This window comes from Ruegeria sp. YTSA072, assembly GCF_059610285.1.
This window is the reverse complement of the sequence record NZ_JBXWNI010000008.1, coordinates 79,128-95,043: the sequence shown is the minus strand read 5'-3', so window position 1 is coordinate 95,043 and position 15,916 is coordinate 79,128. Positions and strand designations below refer to the sequence as shown.

The 15,916-nt window shown below is 58.8% G+C and carries 17 protein-coding genes; 8 read left to right on the top strand and 9 right to left on the bottom strand.

From position 1 onward, the window contains the following. Positions 1 to 15: 15 nt before the first annotated feature. The 5 genes from AC2FIB_RS14590 to AC2FIB_RS14570 are packed head-to-tail and all read left to right on the top strand — an operon-like array spanning position 16 to position 6,251. Positions 16 to 648, top strand: coding sequence for a phage distal tail protein, Rcc01695 family (locus tag AC2FIB_RS14590; RefSeq protein WP_496735850.1), 633 nt, complete (start codon positions 16 to 18; stop codon positions 646 to 648). Further along, positions 648 to 1,535 (top strand): phage/gene transfer agent baseplate hub protein, encoded by an 888-nt coding sequence (locus tag AC2FIB_RS14585; RefSeq protein WP_496735848.1) that lies wholly within the window; start codon positions 648 to 650, stop codon positions 1,533 to 1,535. The genes AC2FIB_RS14590 and AC2FIB_RS14585 overlap by 1 nt, the downstream gene beginning before the upstream one ends. Then, positions 1,532 to 1,978 (top strand): NlpC/P60 family protein, encoded by a 447-nt coding sequence (locus AC2FIB_RS14580; RefSeq protein WP_496735846.1) that lies wholly within the window; start codon positions 1,532 to 1,534, stop codon positions 1,976 to 1,978. Before AC2FIB_RS14585 ends, AC2FIB_RS14580 begins: the two co-directional genes overlap by 4 nt. Further along, entirely contained in the window at positions 1,979 to 5,947 is a 3,969-nt protein-coding gene (locus AC2FIB_RS14575; protein WP_496735844.1) for a baseplate multidomain protein megatron, read from the top strand. Between the two features lie 7 nt (positions 5,948 to 5,954). Further along, positions 5,955 to 6,251, top strand: coding sequence for a DUF7742 family protein (locus tag AC2FIB_RS14570; protein WP_496842299.1), 297 nt, complete (start codon positions 5,955 to 5,957; stop codon positions 6,249 to 6,251). Here AC2FIB_RS14570 and AC2FIB_RS14565 read toward each other — a convergent pair. Continuing rightward, positions 6,232 to 6,570 carry a TraR/DksA family transcriptional regulator gene (locus AC2FIB_RS14565; RefSeq protein WP_108860362.1) on the bottom strand — a complete coding sequence of 113 codons (339 nt, stop codon included), beginning with the start codon at positions 6,568 to 6,570 and terminating at the stop codon, positions 6,232 to 6,234. The genes AC2FIB_RS14570 and AC2FIB_RS14565 overlap by 20 nt on opposite strands. 84 nt (positions 6,571 to 6,654) lie before the next feature. Here AC2FIB_RS14565 and cysE point away from each other — a divergent pair, with 84 nt between their 5' ends. After that, the gene (cysE, locus tag AC2FIB_RS14560; RefSeq protein WP_058277511.1) at positions 6,655 to 7,464 is read left to right on the top strand and encodes a serine O-acetyltransferase; all 810 of its coding nucleotides are present in this window, start codon (positions 6,655 to 6,657) and stop codon (positions 7,462 to 7,464) included. A gap of 6 nt (positions 7,465 to 7,470) precedes the next feature. Here cysE and AC2FIB_RS14555 read toward each other — a convergent pair whose 3' ends face one another. The 7 genes from AC2FIB_RS14555 to AC2FIB_RS14525 all read right to left on the bottom strand — a co-directional run bounded on the left by AC2FIB_RS14555 (position 7,471) and on the right by AC2FIB_RS14525 (position 13,789). Then, the gene (locus AC2FIB_RS14555; protein WP_058277512.1) at positions 7,471 to 7,707 is read right to left on the bottom strand and encodes a hypothetical protein; all 237 of its coding nucleotides are present in this window, start codon (positions 7,705 to 7,707) and stop codon (positions 7,471 to 7,473) included. Positions 7,708 to 7,854: 147 nt separating this feature from the next. Continuing rightward, complete coding sequence (locus AC2FIB_RS14550; RefSeq protein WP_496735840.1) at positions 7,855 to 9,165, bottom strand: pyruvate dehydrogenase complex dihydrolipoamide acetyltransferase; 1,311 nt, start codon at positions 9,163 to 9,165, stop codon at positions 7,855 to 7,857. Between the two features lie 14 nt (positions 9,166 to 9,179). After that, a complete protein-coding gene (locus AC2FIB_RS14545; RefSeq protein ID WP_496735838.1) occupies positions 9,180 to 10,547 on the bottom strand; it encodes a pyruvate dehydrogenase complex E1 component subunit beta in 1,368 nt (455 codons plus the stop codon). A 15-nt stretch (positions 10,548 to 10,562) separates the two neighbouring features. After that, entirely contained in the window at positions 10,563 to 11,552 is a 990-nt protein-coding gene (gene pdhA, locus AC2FIB_RS14540) for a pyruvate dehydrogenase (acetyl-transferring) E1 component subunit alpha (RefSeq protein ID WP_496842298.1), read from the bottom strand. 176 nt (positions 11,553 to 11,728) lie between these two features. Continuing rightward, complete coding sequence (locus AC2FIB_RS14535) at positions 11,729 to 12,028, bottom strand: FtsB family cell division protein (RefSeq protein ID WP_058273997.1); 300 nt, start codon at positions 12,026 to 12,028, stop codon at positions 11,729 to 11,731. A 163-nt stretch (positions 12,029 to 12,191) separates the two neighbouring features. After that, positions 12,192 to 12,536: a lysozyme inhibitor LprI family protein gene (locus AC2FIB_RS14530; RefSeq protein WP_282169360.1), complete on the bottom strand. Its 345-nt coding sequence runs from the start codon at positions 12,534 to 12,536 to the stop codon at positions 12,192 to 12,194. 62 nt (positions 12,537 to 12,598) lie between these two features. Further along, the gene (locus tag AC2FIB_RS14525; RefSeq protein WP_496735836.1) at positions 12,599 to 13,789 is read right to left on the bottom strand and encodes a phosphoglycerate kinase; all 1,191 of its coding nucleotides are present in this window, start codon (positions 13,787 to 13,789) and stop codon (positions 12,599 to 12,601) included. A 136-nt stretch (positions 13,790 to 13,925) separates the two neighbouring features. Here AC2FIB_RS14525 and AC2FIB_RS14520 point away from each other — a divergent pair, with 136 nt between their 5' ends. Both AC2FIB_RS14520 and AC2FIB_RS14515 read left to right on the top strand, forming a co-directional pair. Beyond that, on the top strand, positions 13,926 to 14,432 hold the full coding sequence (locus AC2FIB_RS14520; protein ID WP_108860369.1) for a peptidylprolyl isomerase: 507 nt from the start codon (positions 13,926 to 13,928) through the stop codon (positions 14,430 to 14,432). After that, a complete protein-coding gene (locus AC2FIB_RS14515) occupies positions 14,425 to 14,973 on the top strand; it encodes a peptidylprolyl isomerase (RefSeq protein ID WP_496735835.1) in 549 nt (182 codons plus the stop codon). The genes AC2FIB_RS14520 and AC2FIB_RS14515 overlap by 8 nt, the downstream gene beginning before the upstream one ends. Before the next feature lie 39 nt (positions 14,974 to 15,012). Here AC2FIB_RS14515 and AC2FIB_RS14510 read toward each other — a convergent pair whose 3' ends face one another. Beyond that, positions 15,013 to 15,855: an alpha/beta fold hydrolase gene (locus AC2FIB_RS14510; RefSeq protein ID WP_496842297.1), complete on the bottom strand. Its 843-nt coding sequence runs from the start codon at positions 15,853 to 15,855 to the stop codon at positions 15,013 to 15,015. Positions 15,856 to 15,916: the final 61 nt, after the last annotated feature.

The window sequence follows — 15,916 nt, the reverse complement described above, 5'->3', positions numbered from 1 at the left end:
TTGAGGGAGCAGGCCATGAATTTCCATGAGGTTAGATTTCCCGCTAGCTTGAGCTTTGGTTCGGTTGGCGGCCCCGAGCGGCGCACAGATATCGTGACACTGGCCAACGGGTTTGAAGAACGCAACACGCCCTGGGCCCATTCGAGGCGACGCTATGATGCCGGGCTCGGGATGCGCTCGCTTGACGATATCGAAGCGCTGATTTCGTTCTTCGAGGCGCGGCAGGGGCAGATGTTCGGATTTCGGTGGAAGGATTGGTCTGACTTCAAGTCTGGCGCAGCAACGGCTGAGGTAGACAATGCCGATCAGGTTATTGCACGCGGCGACGGAAAGACGACCGAGTTCCAGTTGTTGAAAACCTACAACTCTGGCGGGTTCAAATACGTCCGTCCGATCCTCAAACCAGTTCTAGGGACCGTCAAACTTGGCCTTGAGCAGGACGAAATGCGCGAAGGCGTGGATTTCGAGGTAGATCTGGCGCGGGGCCGGGTCACGTTTACGAACGCGCCACCGCAAGACGTCGAGATTACGGCGGGGTTCGAGTTTGACGTGCCCGTTCGTTTTGACACCGACAAGATCCAGACCAGCGTGGCCAGCTTTCAGGCAGGCGACGTGCCCAACGTTCCGGTGGTCGAGGTGCGGGTCTGATGGGCGGTAATGCACAGGGGTTGCAGGAGCACCTGCAAAGCGGGATGACGACAACCTGTCGATGCTGGGCCATCACGCGCACGGATGGGCAGGTCTATGGGTTTACCGATCATGATATGGAGCTGCGCTTTGACGGGCTGGTCTTCAAGGCAAGCAGTGGCCTGACCGCGGCAGCGATCGAACAGGCGACAGGCCTTTCGATTGACAACTCCGAGGCGATGGGTGCGCTGTCTGATGCGGCAATCAGGGAAGAAGACATCGAAGCCGGGCGGTTCGACGGTGCTCAGGTCCGAGCCTGGCGGGTGAACTGGGCGAACCCCGAACAAAGGGTGTTGCAGTTTCGTGGCTCGATTGGGGAAATGCGTCGCGGCGGCGGGGCGTTTCATGCTGAACTGCGAGGGCTGACGGATCTGCTGAACCGGCCCTTGGGGCGGATTTACCAAAAACCCTGCACCGCAGTGCTGGGCGACGGCGCTTGCCGATTCAACATGGCAGCGCCCGGTTTTCAGGCAGAGGCGGAGATTGTCAGCCTGTCGGCAGGCAGTGTGCTTCAACTGAAAGGTGCGGACGCGCCGGATATGGGATGGTTCGAACGTGGCCGTCTGGATGTGATTTCCGGCACGGCCTCGGGTCTTTGGGCGTCGGTGAAACTGGATGAGCGTATTCCGGGGGGGCGATATGTCACCTTATGGACGGGGATCAGTGGAGGGCTGACAGTCGGTGATCGCGCCCGGCTGACCGCCGGATGCGACAAACGCATGGAAACCTGTCGAAGTAAATTCAACAACCTCATCAATTTTCAAGGTTTTCCGGACTTGCCGGGCGAGGACTGGGTGATGGCTGTTCCCAAGAAAGACAAACCGAACAAAGGGGGCAGCAGACGATGACAATAGACCGGCAGGACATAGTTGCAGAAGCGCGCCGATGGCTAGGCACGCCGTATGTGCATCAGGCGTCCGTCAGGGGCGCGGGGGCGGATTGTTTGGGATTGCTACGCGGAATCTGGCGCGCGCTGTACGGAGCTGAGCCGGAGTCTGTGCCGAGCTACAGCATGGACTGGTCAGAGCCGCAGGGGGATGAACGCATGTGGGATGCGGCCCGCCGGAATTTGACATCAAAGCGACCCTCGGAACTGGCAGCAGGCGACGTATTGCTGTTCCGCATGCGCGATGGCGGCGTCGCCAAACATGTGGGTGTTGTCAGCGAAACCGGCGCGGTCCCGCGGTTCATTCACGCATATTCCGGGCACGGCGTTGTGGAAAACGCCCTTAGCGACCCTTGGGGTCGCCGGGTTGTCGCCTGTTTCGCATTCCCGCTGGAGGTCAAGTAAATGGCAACGATTGTACTTTCCGCAGCAGGCGCTGCTCTTGGCGGCTCGATCGGTGGCACTGTCGCAGGTCTTTCCACGGCAATTATTGGCCGGGCTGTCGGCGCAACGTTGGGGCGGGTCATCGACCAGCGGTTAATGAGTCAATCTGTGATGGGTGGCGGCAGCGAGGTTGTCGAAACCGGGCGTCTGGATCGTTTCCGCCTGACCGAAACCGGAGAGGGGGCTTCGGTCACTACCGTGTTCGGCCGTATGCGTGTTGGCGGGCAGATCATATGGGCATCGGACTTTCTGGAAACCCGCAGCACCAGCACGACAACCCAATCCACGCGGGGCGGGAAAGGGTCGCGGCGGCCAAGTTCGGCCACAACAACCACGACCACGCATACCTACAGCTATTCGATCTCGCTGGCGATTTCGGTGGGCGCTGGGCAGATCTCTGACATCTCGCGTATCTGGGCCGATGGTGAAGAGCTTGAGCGCGCCGGGCTGAATATGCGCCTGTACAAGGGCACCGACAATCAATTGCCTGACCCGTTGATCGAGGCGGTCGAGGGCACCGGACAGGTCCCTGCGTACCGGGGAACCGCATATGTGGTGATCGAGGACCTACAGCTTGCTGCATTCGGCAACCGCGTCCCGCAGTTTTCCTTTGAGGTTGTCCGACAGGAACAGCCGGGGCTGCCCGACACACTCGGTGCTGTATCCCAGATCGTGCGCGGCGTGGCGATGATCCCGGGTACGGGCGAATATTCTCTGGCCAGCAGGCAGGTGAATTATTCCAAAGGGCAGGGGCAAAGCTGGGCTGCGAACGTGCATTCGGCTTCGGGCGTTTCCGATCTGATCACCTCAACTCACGCGCTGAATGCTGAATTACCCGCCTGCGAAGCGGTGTCGCTTGTCGTGTCGTGGTTTGGCGACGATCTGCGGTGCGGTCAGTGCAAGGTGCAGCCAAAGGTCCTGCACAAAGAGTTTGATGGCGAGAACATGCCGTGGAGCGTATCAGGCGTATCCCGAGCTGCTGCACAGGTTGTTCAGATCGAAAATGATCGACCAGTTTATGGGGCGACACCTGCGGATGCGTCCGTGGTCGAGGTGATCCGGCATCTGAACACATCCGGCAAGCGGGTGATGTTCTATCCCTTCATCTTGATGGACCAATTGCGCGGCAATGGCCTGCCGGATCCGTGGTCTGATGCCACCGATCAACCGCACCTGCCTTGGCGAGGGCGGATCACGCTGAGCGAGGCACCAGGCCGCAACGGATCCCCGGATAAGACAGCCGGGGCTGACGCGCAGGTTGCGCAGTTCTTTGGCCAGGCCCGCGCTGGTGACTTTGTCGTCGCCGATGGCACCGTCACCTATACCGGCCCGCAAGAATGGGGTTTGTTCCGCTTCATTTTGCACTATGCGGCGCTCTGCAAGGTAGCCGGTGGTGTGGCGTCGTTCTGCATCGCATCTGAGATGCGCGGCCTGACGCAAATCAGGGGCGCGACCGGGTTTCCTGCAGTGACGCAGATGCAAATCCTCGCGGCTGAAGTGCGCAAAATCCTCGGGCCGAAAACCAAAATCGGCTACGCGGCCGACTGGAGCGAGTATTTCGGTTACAAACCCGTCGATGCTGGCAGCGACCGGTACTTTCATCTGGATCCGCTTTGGGCCGATGACAATATCGACTTCGTTGGTATCGACAATTACATGCCGCTGTCCGATTGGCGGGACGGAGAAGATCACGCCGACGCCAAAGCGGGCGTAGATGCGATCTATGATCTGGACTACCTGCGCGGCAATGTTGAAGGTGGGGAAGGGTACGACTGGTACTACGCCTCGACCGAGGAATCCAAAGCGCAGATCCGGTCTGCGATCGAAGATCAGGCGCATGATGAGGCCTGGATCTGGCGATACAAGGATATACGCAACTGGTGGTCGCAACCGCATCACGAACGGATCGGCGGCGTGCGTCAAGCCAATCGGACCGCGTGGGTGCCTGGGTCCAAGCCGATCTGGTTCACGGAACTGGGTTGTGCGGCCATCGACAAAGGTACCAATCAGCCGAACAAGTTTCTGGACCCGAAATCCTCGGAATCCAAGCTGCCGCGCTATTCCAACGGTCTGCGGGATGATTTCATTCAGGTGCAATATCTCAAGGCGATTTTGGGCTATTGGTCCGAGGCAAAAAATAACCCGGTTTCCAATACTTACGGCGGCCGCATGATTGATCTGTCCAATGCTTATGTCTGGGCCTGGGATGCGCGGCCATTTCCAACCTTCCCGAACCTGCAAAGCCAATGGAGTGATGGTGAGAATTACGCGCGGGGGCATTGGCTGAACGGGCGGTCGGGGTCGCGCACGCTGGCGTCAGTGGTCACCGAGATTTGTCATGGGGCTGGCGTGACCGACATCGACACGTCGCGCCTTTATGGTGTGGTGCGCGGCTATGGCATCGAACAGGTCTCGGACGCGCGATCCGCCTTGCAGCCGTTGATGCTTCGCTATGGTTTCGATGCGATCGAGCGGGATGGCGTATTGCGGTTTCGGATGCGCAATGGGCAACGCTCCATTATGCTGGATCAGGAGCATCTGGCGCTCAGCTCTGATATTGAGGCCGGTATCGAACATCGCCGCGAGGCAGAGGCTGAAATGACGGGCCGGGTGCGCTTGCGCTTTGTTCAATCGGATGGGGATCATGACATCGTCGCGGAAGAGGCCGTTCTGCCCGACACGCGGACCCATTCGGTGTCCGTCAACGAGATGCCACTGTCCATGACACGTGCCGAAGGTCGCCAGACGGCGGAACGATGGCTAAGCGAGGCGCGGGTGTCCCGCGAAACCGTGCGCTTTGCGCTGCCGCCTTCGTTGGGGCACATCGGCGCGGGAGACGTTGTTAGCCTGGATGAGGGCGGGCAGGGTGCGCGCTTCAGGATCGACCGACTGGAGCAAGCCGAGATGCAATTGGCAGATGCCGTTCGGATCGAACCAGGAATATACGCGCCGTCTGACCTGCCTGATGACATAGTCTCGACCAAGCCCTTTGTCGCCCCGGTTTCGGTTCTGCCGGTGTTCATGGATCTGCCGCTGATAACCGGCTCAGAGGTGCCGCATGCGCCTAACCTGGCTGTGTCCGCCGACCCCTGGCCCGGAAGCGCCGTAGTATTTTCGGCCGTGAATGATGAGGATTATACCTTGCAAGAGGTTATCTCGGCCCAGGCCGTCATCGGGTTTACTCAATCGCCTCTGCGGCGCGCCAGCGTCGGGGTTTGGGACGACGGTGCGCCGCTGCGTATCAGGCTGGTCGATGGCTTGCTGGAATCGCGCCCGCGCGACGCTTTGTTGAATGGTGCCAATCTGGCCGCAATTGGGGACGGGACGCCCGGCAACTGGGAACTGTTCCAGTTCGCCAGCGCCGAACTTGTGGGTCAGGGGACCTATGCCCTATCAGGGCGCCTGCGCGGGCAATTGGGGACGGACAGTGTCATGCCTGACACCTGGCCTGAAGGTTCAACTTTTGTCTTGTTGGATGAAAGAGTTTTCCAAACCGGGCTGTTGCGGTCTGAAAGGCGGGTGGCGAAACATTATCGCATTGGGCCGGGAACGCGTGCCTATGACGATCCTTCTTTCCTCCACCAGATTCACGCCTTCGACGGCAACGGACTTCGGCCATATGCTCCGGTGCATGTCAAATCGGCAAAAATCGGAGCGGGTGACGAAATTTCGTGGATCCGTCGAACCCGGCTGGACGGCGATGGCTGGGATGGATTTGACGTGCCGTTGGGGGAAGAGACTGAATCCTATCTGGTGAAAATCAGGATCAACGGGTCAGCAATACGCGAACAGGTTACGTCAGAGCCGCGCTGGACATACCCATCAACGATGAAAGCCGCCGATGGCGTAACCGGCACTTACGAGGTTGATGTGGCACAGATCTCAGCCAGCTACGGGCCGGGTCCCGCCGCGCGTCTTCTGGTGGGGTAAGGCAAGCATGCGTCCTGTTCTTCATGGCGATGTAAGTGCCGCGGCGCGGGTATTGCTAAACGCGCCGTCTTCCGACCGGGAACGCCTGTGCACCAGAATGATCAACGAAGCTGAACTGGCCGACATCTATGTCGGCCATACAGGCCGGCTACACCCGCTGTTTGGTAATGGCTCATTGATGACAGTGGCCCGAACCCGGCCATTGGCCAACGAGCCAAGCTTTGACGATTTGCAATATTGCCAGTGTTTTGAGATGGTTCTGCGATGCCTGGTTCAATTCCGCGTTACCCGGATGCGCAGCTGACGCACTTGCTGGCCGCTGGATCAAGGTTCAGACGACCAACCGGAATCTCTTCGCCGCAATCCTCGCAATACCCGAATTCACCATCTTTGATCCGGGTCAGGGCCACTGACAATCGGCGTGTTTCGATATCCCGATTCGCTTGCTGAGCCTTGGCCATGGCCTGATTTTGCAGGGCGTCCATCCGGCTGAGCCGCCCGACTGCCTGTTGGTCCAGTTCAACAACTGCCTGTGCCTCGGTTCCAAGCGCAGAATGCGCGGCCAATTCGTCCAATCGCGCGCGGATACGGGCTTCGAAATCCTCCAACTGGGTTTCATTCATTTTCGTTGCCCTGCAGATCACGGGTTTGCGTTTGGTGATTTTACAACTAAATGGCATTCTAGGCGCAGCAAAGGATGAAAAGCCATGTTCGAAACGCGCAGCCACGTGACCCCTGTCGACCCTGTTTGGGATCGCATCACCGCCGAAGCTCAGTCGGCAGTTGAGATTGAGCCTTTGATGGGTGGGCTGGTTCATGCCTGTATCTTGCACCACCGCAGCCTGGAACGGGCGCTGTCCTACCGGATTGCGGCCAAGCTGTGCTCGAACGAAATGTCGATGATGGTGCTGCGCGAGATCGTGGACGAAGCCTATGCCGACGACCCCGCACTGCTCGAAGCTGCGCGCGCGGATTTGATGGCTGTCTACGAACGCGACCCGGCCTGCCACCGCCTGTTGCAACCAATCCTTTACTTCAAAGGGTATCAGGCGATGCAAGCCTATCGCGTGGGGCATTGGTTGTGGCGCAAGGGGCGCTACGATCTGGCGTATTTCTTTCAGATGCGCTCGTCCGAGATTTTCGGGATTGATATCCACCCCGCGGCAAAGATCGGGAAAGGTATCATGATCGACCACGCGCATTCGATCGTGATTGGTGAAACGGCGATCGTTGGCGACAACGTCTCGATGTTGCATTCGGTGACCCTTGGCGGGACCGGCAAGGAAGAAGAACAGCGCCACCCCACGATTGGCGATGGGGTGCTGATCGGGGCAGGTGCCAAAGTTCTGGGCAATATCGTAGTTGGCCACTGCAGTCGTATTGCTGCAGGCTCGGTGGTGCTGCAGGAAGTGCCTGCTTGCAAAACCGTGGCTGGAATACCGGCCAAGATCGTCGGAGAGGCCGGGTGCGATCAACCCTCGATCTCGATGGATCACATGCTGGGCAAAGACCAGTAACTCAAGTCAGTTCAAGCGGTCGTTCTTTTTGATCGACCGTTTGCGCCGCTGTTCTTCACGCCGCTTTTTTCGTTCTTCTTTCCTTTTCGCGCGTTCAGCTTCACGTTTAGCCGTTTCGGCTGGATCAGAACTGAAGGCGGAATGTTCGCCCGGATAGGTATTGGGCTTAGCCGCCGCAACCGTCGGCATACCAAACACAAGGGCTGCAACCAGCAAACAGTTTACAGAAAAGGTAGAAGTCATAGGGCACCTGTGTCCGTGATTTTCATTCAGACAAGGTGGTTGAGGGTAGGTACCGGCGCAACACGCGCGGTGATCACAAGCGCTCACATGACGGTTGTGATCTGGTTGGGTCGCGCCGGTCTGGTATCGGCGCGACCCTGATTTTCCTTAGGCCAGCATGACCATCGGGTTTTCCAGGTTGTCCACAATGGCCTGCAGCAACTGGGCGCCAAGCGCACCGTCAATGACCCGGTGATCGACAGACATTGTCACCGACATAACAGTAGCTACTGTCAGTTCACCGTCATCGCCGACAACCGGTTTTTTCAGCCCGGTTCCCACTGCCAAGATGCCTGCATGCGGCGGGTTCACGATGGCGTCGAAATTGTCGATACCGAACATACCAAGGTTCGAGACCGCGAATGTGCCGCCCTGATATTCATGCGGTGCCAACTTACGCTCGCGGGCACGCCCGGCAAGGTCCTTCATCTCGGTCGACAATGCGGACAGCGATTTAGTGTCGGCGTCCTGCAGAACCGGAGTAAACAATCCGCCTTCGATGGCAACCGCGACAGCCACGTCCGAGGGTTTAAGCTGTAGAACCCGGTCACCGGCCCAGACGGCGTTACATTCGGGAACCTGTTGCAGCGCGTTGGCGACGGCCTTGATGATGAAGTCGTTGACGCTCAACTTTACGCCGCGGCCTTCCAACTGCTTGTTCAGCTGGCTGCGGAACTTGAGCAGCGCGTCCAGCTTGATATCGCGGCGCAGGTAGAAATGCGGGATCGTCTGCTTGGCCTCGGACAGGCGGGCAGCGATGGTCTTGCGCATCCCGTCAAGCTTGATCTCTTCGTAGTCGCGACCTTCGTACATCCGGGCAACAGCATCCGCGGACGGACCGGCCGGAGCTGCGGCGGCTGCCGGTGCAGCAGCGGCGGGTGCGGATGCGGCAGCCGTAGCCGGGGCAGTTGCAGTTGCGCCTTCGACATCTGCTTTCACGATCCGCCCATGTGGGCCAGAACCAGCGATCTGCGCCAGATCCAGACCTTTCTGGGCCGCGATACGACGGGCCAGCGGAGATGCGAAGATCCGACCGCCATCCGCTTTGGCCGGAGCAGCCGGGGCAGGGGCAGGCGCCTCGGGTGCCGCTGGCGCGGCAGCCTCGTTGCCCGCTGCGGCAGCAGGAGCAGCCACCGGCGCAGCGGCAGGGGCTGCGGCAATGTCATCCGCGCTTTCGCCGTCTTCCAGCAGCACCGCGATCGCGGTGTTTACTTTGACCCCTTCGGTGCCTTCGGGGATCAGGATCTTGCCGATTGTGCCTTCGTCGACGGCCTCGAATTCCATCGTGGCTTTGTCGGTTTCAATCTCCGCCAGCAGGTCGCCGGACGAGACGGTGTCGCCTTCCTTGACCAGCCATTTGGCAAGGGTGCCTTCCTCCATGGTCGGCGACAGGGCGGGCATCAGAATTTCTGTAGGCATCTGTCTGTCGCTCCTTACCGGTAGGTCACTTGTTTGACGGCGGCGATCACTTCTTCGGTTGTGATCAGGGCCAGCTTTTCCAGATTTGCGGCGTAAGGCATCGGGACATCCTTGCCGGTGCAATTGATGACCGGCGCGTCGAGGTAATCGAACGCTTCCTGCATCACCACGGATGAGATGTAGCCGCCGACCGAGCCTTGCGGCCAGCCTTCTTCGACGGTCACCAGACGGTTGGTCTTCATCACCGAGTTGATAATCGCGCCTGTGTCCATTGGCCGGATAGTGCGCAGGTCGATCACCTCGGCACTGATACCGTCCTCGGCCAGCTTGTCGGCGGCCTCAAGCGCATATTGCATGCCGATGCCAAAGCTAACGATGGTCACGTCCGAACCTTCGCGCCAGATACGTGCCTTGCCCAGCGGGACGGTCAGGTCATCCACTTGCGGCATGTCAAAAGAACGACCGTAAAGGATTTCATTTTCCAGGAACACGACCGGGTTGGGATCGCGGATCGCTGATTTCAACAGTCCTTTGGCGTCAGCCGCCGAATAAGGCATCACAACTTTCAGGCCAGGCACTTGCATATACCACGCAGCGTAATCCTGGCTGTGCTGCGCACCGACGCGAGCAGCGGCACCGTTGGGGCCACGGAACACGATAGGACAACCCATCTGACCACCGGACATGTAGAGCGTCTTGGCCGCCGAGTTGATGATCTGGTCAATCGCCTGCATGGCGAAGTTGAATGTCATGAACTCAACAATTGGTTTCAGACCGGCCATGGCGGAGCCGACGGCAATACCGGCAAACCCGTGTTCGGTGATTGGCGTATCGATCACGCGCTTGCTGCCGAACTCGTCCAGCATGCCCTGGCTGATTTTGTAGGCGCCTTGATACTCGGCGACTTCTTCGCCCATCAGGTAGACGTCCTCGTCACCACGCATTTCTTCGGCCATCGCATCGCGCAAAGCTTCACGCACGGTCTGCTGTTCCATCGGCGCATCTGCTGGCCAGTCCGGGGAAAGATCTACCTTAGGCGCGGCAGGTGCGGTTGCAGCAGGGGCAGCGGTCTCTGCTGCCGCAGGGGCCGCCTCGGCCACCGCCGCCGGTGCAGCTGCGGGAATGGCGGAGGCGTCTTCGCCTTCTTCAACCAGCACCGCGATAGGAGTGTTCACTTTTACCCCTTCGGTGCCTTCGGCGATCAGGATCTTGCCGACGATGCCTTCATCGACGGCTTCGAACTCCATTGTCGCCTTGTCGGTTTCGATCTCGGCCATGATGTCGCCGCTGGATACGGTGTCGCCTTCCTTGATCAGCCACTTGGCCAATGTGCCCTCTTCCATTGTGGGCGAAAGGGCGGGCATGAGAATTTCGGTTGCCATGTCTTAGTCGTCCTCTCAGGCGTAAATGTCGGTCCAGAGCTCTTCGACGGAAGGCTCGGGGCTTTCTTTCGAGAATTCGGCGGCTTGATTGACGATCTCTTTGATCTCTTTGTCGATCGCCTTCAGATCATCCTCGGTCGCGTGTTTACCGGTCAGCAGCAGCTCGCGCACATGTTCGATCGGATCGCTTTGCTCACGAACCTTCTGAACTTCTTCGCGGGTGCGGTACTTGGCCGGGTCGGACATCGAGTGGCCGCGGTAGCGGTAGGTCTTGATCTCGAGGATATAGGGGCCTTTACCCGCACGGCAGTGCGCGACAGCCTTTTCCCCTGCGGCTTTGACCGCAAGTACATCCATGCCGTTGACGATCTCACCGGGGATGCCGAAAGCTTCGCCGCGGTGGTAGATATCCTTGGTCGAGGTCGAACGCGCCTGCGCCGTACCCATGGCGTATTGGTTGTTCTCGATCACGAACACTACCGGCAGGTCCCAAAGGGCGGCCATGTTGAAGGTCTCATAGACCTGGCCCTGGTTCGCTGCACCGTCACCGAAATAGGTAAAGGTCACGCGACCGTTGCCTTTGTATTTGTCGGCAAATGCCAGACCCGCACCCAGCGGAACCTGCGCGCCAACAATGCCGTGGCCGCCATAGAAATGCTTCTCTTTCGAGAACATGTGCATCGAGCCGCCCTTGCCTTTGGACAGACCGCCAATGCGACCGGTCAGCTCGGCCATCACGCCACCCGGATCCATGCCGCAAGCCAGCATGTGACCGTGGTCGCGGTAAGAGGTAATCCGCTTGTCACCTTTTTCAGTCGCAGCCTCAAGGCCAACGACAACGGCCTCTTGGCCAATATAGAGGTGGCAGAAACCGCCAATCAGACCCATGCCATAGAGCTGACCGGCCTTTTCTTCGAATCGGCGGATCAGCAGCATTTCACGGTAATATTCGGTAAGTTCTTCCGCAGAAACGTTTGGTTTCTTTGTGGTTTTTCGCGCAGCCATGTTGGCGATCTCCCCCTCTCGGCAAGATAGTTTAGCGTTAAACTATTTCATAAAGCATTTCCTGCTTTCTGGCGAGCAGAAATGTGACGCAGCGTAGGGACAACCGGGGTGTGTCTGGATACATAGACTGGTATGTAAAAACCGATGGATTTGTCGATGAAAACCCGTCCGCCGGGTCAGCGGATGACGATCTCATCCGAGCGGATCATGCCCAGCACGGACCGCGCCTGCTGATCCAGAAGATCCAGATCCAGATAATTGTCCGACAGGCGGCGCGTCAGGTTTTCCATTTCCGTGATCTCGGCATCAAGTTTGGCCAAATCTCGCGACAGGGCGTCCCGTTCCGCTGCAATCTCGACCCGTCGGAACAGGCCATAGTCGCCTTGCACGGCGGCAAAGGTGAAATAAACACCTAACGTGAAAGCCACCATGAAAAATGCAACTGCGCCCAAACCGGGCCGATGGGAACGGGACACTCTGTTTACCGCCGTATGAAGTCTGCCTCTAAACGTGCCCTTTTCGGACATCTGCCTGCACTATGTCACAGGTGATTCGGCTTGTGAATCCCTTGATTCGCACTTTTTGATGATCGGTGAAGAAATAAATTTACCCAATGGTGCGGCGCTGGGGGCAACCACATTATTGCCGGGCTGCAAGCTCTTGATTGCGTTTCAGAGTTTGTTCTTCCATGCAGGCCCAATAGAACATCTGTGCTGCGCTGCCATCGCTGTCAAGCTCGGGATCACAGGTTCCGTCACGGCGTTTCAACCAGGCGCGTTGCTCGGTCAGAAGGGCTTGCCCGTCGCCACGTGCATCGGCGGCTGGCTTGATCACTGACCAAAGGCGATTCAGCTCCTGATCCGCGACCTCCCATCTCTCTTTGGCGCAGAAATTGAGATCGAGCTGAGTTTGCCCGTCACAGTGGGATTGTGCGAACGCGGCCGACGGCAGAAGTACTACGACAATAACGGCAACGGCTTTCATGGCAGATCTCCCGATTTAAGGGAAAGTGTACCATGAACGCCGAAAACCAGACAAAAGGAGCGTTATTGTTCCAGCGCGGCAACGCCGGGCAGGGTCTTGCCTTCCATCCATTCCAGAAACGCACCACCAGCCGTCGAGATGTACGAGAAATCCTTTGCGGCACCCGATGCGTTCAATGCTGCGACCGTATCACCGCCGCCTGCAACCGAAACAAGCTGGCCGGACCGTGTCAGCTCGGCCGCTTTCAGGGCCGCTGCGTTGGTCGCGGCATCAAAGGGCTCGATCTCGAATGCACCCAGCGGACCGTTCCAGATCAGGGTTTGGCTCTTCTCAAAAATCGCGGTGATTTCAGCTACAGTCTCGGGGCCAGCGTCAAGGATCATGCCGTCTTCAGGGCATTGATCGGCTGGCAGGATCTGACTGGGGGCGTGGGCCTCGAACTTTTCGGCAACCACGACGTCGCGGGGCAGGACGATCTTGCAACCGGTTGTTTCAGCCTTGGTCAAGATCTCGGCGGCAGTGTCCTTCATCGCGGTTTCTGCCAGTGACTTGCCGACGTTTACGACTTGCGCGACGAGGAACGTGTTCGCCATGCCACCGCCAATAATCAGGTAATCCGCCTTTTCGATTAGGTTGCCCAACAGGTCCAGCTTGGTTGAAACCTTGGCGCCGCCGACAACCGCAGTGACCGGGCGTTTAGGCGCGCCTAACGCGGCTTCCAACGCGCTCAGTTCTTGCTGCATAAGGCGGCCCGCGCAGGCGGGCAGAAGACGGGCAAGCGCCTCGGTCGAGCTATGCGCGCGGTGCGCGGCCGAGAAGGCATCGTTGCAGTACACATCGCCCATCTTTGCCATGCCAGCAGCCAGTTCCGGGCTGTTCTTTGTTTCCGTAGCGTGAAAGCGCGTGTTTTCCAGTAAAAGCACCTCGCCAGCGCCCAAGTTTGCCGCAGCGGTTTCCGCCTCGATCCCCACGCAGTCATCGCCAAACCGAACCCTGGTGCCAAAGGCCGTCTCCAGCGTCGGAACAAGCTGCTTCAGCGACAGGTTCTGGCGGCGCTCTCCGCCCGGGCGTCCGAAATGCGCCAGCAGGATGGGCTTGCCGCCAGCGGCCAAGATGTCCTTAACGGTCGGCACGATGCGCTCAATACGGGTGGCGTCGGTCACGACCCCGTCGACCACTGGCACGTTGATATCCACGCGCACCAGCACGCGTTTGCCGTTCAGGTCCATGTCGTCCAGTGTTTTCCAGCCCATCGCGCAATCCTCGACAAATGTGAAAGTGACTTAGGCGGTTCTTTTCCTGCATTTTGCCCTCAGGTCAATGCGTCACTTGGCATTCGCGCGCCCTGCGCATAGGTATTTGCGCAAGATAAAACGACAGGAGGGCCTCATGGCCGAGATCAAGGATCCCGAAAACACAATCATCGTCGAACTCAAAGGCGGCAATGTCGTCATTGAGCTGTTGCCTGACGTGGCACCGCAGCACAGCGCCCGCATGAAGGAACTGGCGCGCAATGGCGAATATGACAACGTGGCCTTCCACCGTGTGATTGACGGGTTCATGGCGCAAACCGGCGACGTGCAACATGGCGACATGGAAGACGGGTTCAACCTGCGCATGGCGGGCACCGGCGGGTCGTCTCTGCCGAACGTTCCGGCCGAGTTCTCGAAGCTGCCTCATGATCGTGGCACTTTGGGTGCGGCCCGCTCGCAGAACCCGGATTCGGCGAACTCGCAGTTCTTCATCAACTTCGGCGACAACCACTTCCTGAACGGCCAGTACACTGTTTATGGCCGTGTCATCGACGGAATGGAGCATGTGGACGCCATCGTACGAGGCGAGCCACCAGCGAGCCCTGATCGGATGATCAGTGTCAAGGTGGCGGCTGATGTATAAGCTGGCTGCCGCTTTTGCCTTGTTGGCCAGCCCTGCGCTGGCCACGGGTCTTGAGGTCGAGATCGAAGGTGAGGGGGCCAATGGCACTGTCACTATCGACCTGTTCGATGATATTGCTCCGAAACATGTTGAGCAGATCGCTGCTCTGGCCAATGAAGGCAAGTACGATGGCGTGGTGTTTCACCGCGTGATTGACGGCTTCATGGCGCAGACCGGCGACGTGGAACATGGCCGTTTGGGTGGCGACATGCGCCGCGCTGGCACCGGTGGATCTGACCGTGCGGACCTTCCGGCCGAATTTTCGGATTTCGAATTCGACCGGGGTGTTGTCGGCATGGCGCGGGCGCAAAACCCCAACAGCGCCAACTCGCAATTCTTCATCATGTTCGAGCCGGGCCCGTTCCTGAACGGCCAGTACACGGTTGTTGGTCAGGTGACCGGCGGCATGGACGTGGTAGATGCGATCAAACGCGGTGAGGGACAGAATGGCGCGGTGATCGGCCAGCCGGACGTGATGAAAAAAGTCACCGTTACCGAATGATCTTTGAACCCGGCGCTTACTCCAGCGCCGGGTTTCTCGTCATTGATCGATGAAGTTTCGGGTCGCTTGCGTGTAAGTATCCGGATCCTGAAATGACGCAAAGTGACTGACGTCTTTCAAAATCAATAGTTCAGCGTCCGGGATCGCCTCGGTAATCGCCTGTGAGTGTTCGGTCAGAATTGCTTCGTCATGTTCGCTCTGCACGACCAGAGTGGGCACGGTTACGGATTGCAGCCCCTCAAGCCCTCCGGGCTTTTCCGTCGCCCACATGGCTGCGACACCGCCCAGAAACGCTTCGAACCCGTCCGGAGTGGGGGACATGGCGGCATAGTCCCCGGCCATCATCCCGACGTAAGTTCCAAAGACTTCGTTGGTTTCGACTGAAGGGTCAATCCCATCCAAAGTAACGTTGCCCGCATGGGCGAAATGGCTGGCAAGACGATCCGGCGCCGTGGTCGAGATCGTGTAGCCAATGTTGGCACCGTCAGACCATCCGACCAGATTTCCTTGCTCAACATTCAGATGATCCAGCAGCGCCAGATAGTCCTGCGCCAACAGTTCGTAGCTGTAGGTGCTGCCGTCATTGGTTGAACGGCCGTGCCCCCGCGTATCCGCCACAATCACGCTGTGGTCACTGGCCAGATCAGCCACTTGCGCTGCCCAGATTTCGCCATGCGCCAGACCGCCATGGATTAGCAGCACGGGCGTGCCCTCTGCCGATCCATAGGTGGCGTAATACATATCTATGCCATTCACGCTGGCGGTACCACTGGACGCGGCCTCGGGCATGGCAGGCGTTTCGGGGATTGTCAGCCAAGCATCCTGTGCCAGTCCCGCTGTCGCGGTCAACGTCATCGAAGTGACCATCAGTGTTCGAAGCATGTCTACCTCCCTGGTTTCGCGTCGTCTCGTCAGGGATGATAGCTTAGGAAGAGGAAAGCGG

What these genes read in the sequence shown, in the direction of transcription:
- pdhA (WP_496842298.1), bottom strand. Translation starts at nt 11,552, where the DNA reads ATGGCTGCGCGAAAAACCACAAAGAAACCAAACGTTTCTGCGGAAGAA.
- AC2FIB_RS14530 (WP_282169360.1), bottom strand. Translation starts at nt 12,536, where the DNA reads ATGAAAGCCGTTGCCGTTATTGTCGTAGTACTTCTGCCGTCGGCCGCG.
- cysE (WP_058277511.1), top strand. Translation starts at nt 6,655, where the DNA reads ATGTTCGAAACGCGCAGCCACGTGACCCCTGTCGACCCTGTTTGGGAT.
- AC2FIB_RS14590 (WP_496735850.1), top strand. Translation starts at nt 16, where the DNA reads ATGAATTTCCATGAGGTTAGATTTCCCGCTAGCTTGAGCTTTGGTTCG.
- AC2FIB_RS14520 (WP_108860369.1), top strand. Translation starts at nt 13,926, where the DNA reads ATGGCCGAGATCAAGGATCCCGAAAACACAATCATCGTCGAACTCAAA.
- AC2FIB_RS14585 (WP_496735848.1), top strand. Translation starts at nt 648, where the DNA reads ATGGGCGGTAATGCACAGGGGTTGCAGGAGCACCTGCAAAGCGGGATG.
- AC2FIB_RS14575 (WP_496735844.1), top strand. Translation starts at nt 1,979, where the DNA reads ATGGCAACGATTGTACTTTCCGCAGCAGGCGCTGCTCTTGGCGGCTCG.
- AC2FIB_RS14550 (WP_496735840.1), bottom strand. Translation starts at nt 9,165, where the DNA reads ATGCCTACAGAAATTCTGATGCCCGCCCTGTCGCCGACCATGGAGGAA.
- AC2FIB_RS14580 (WP_496735846.1), top strand. Translation starts at nt 1,532, where the DNA reads ATGACAATAGACCGGCAGGACATAGTTGCAGAAGCGCGCCGATGGCTA.
- AC2FIB_RS14555 (WP_058277512.1), bottom strand. Translation starts at nt 7,707, where the DNA reads ATGACTTCTACCTTTTCTGTAAACTGTTTGCTGGTTGCAGCCCTTGTG.
- AC2FIB_RS14565 (WP_108860362.1), bottom strand. Translation starts at nt 6,570, where the DNA reads ATGAATGAAACCCAGTTGGAGGATTTCGAAGCCCGTATCCGCGCGCGA.
- AC2FIB_RS14525 (WP_496735836.1), bottom strand. Translation starts at nt 13,789, where the DNA reads ATGGGCTGGAAAACACTGGACGACATGGACCTGAACGGCAAACGCGTG.
- AC2FIB_RS14570 (WP_496842299.1), top strand. Translation starts at nt 5,955, where the DNA reads ATGCGTCCTGTTCTTCATGGCGATGTAAGTGCCGCGGCGCGGGTATTG.
- AC2FIB_RS14515 (WP_496735835.1), top strand. Translation starts at nt 14,425, where the DNA reads ATGTATAAGCTGGCTGCCGCTTTTGCCTTGTTGGCCAGCCCTGCGCTG.
- AC2FIB_RS14545 (WP_496735838.1), bottom strand. Translation starts at nt 10,547, where the DNA reads ATGGCAACCGAAATTCTCATGCCCGCCCTTTCGCCCACAATGGAAGAG.
- AC2FIB_RS14510 (WP_496842297.1), bottom strand. Translation starts at nt 15,855, where the DNA reads ATGCTTCGAACACTGATGGTCACTTCGATGACGTTGACCGCGACAGCG.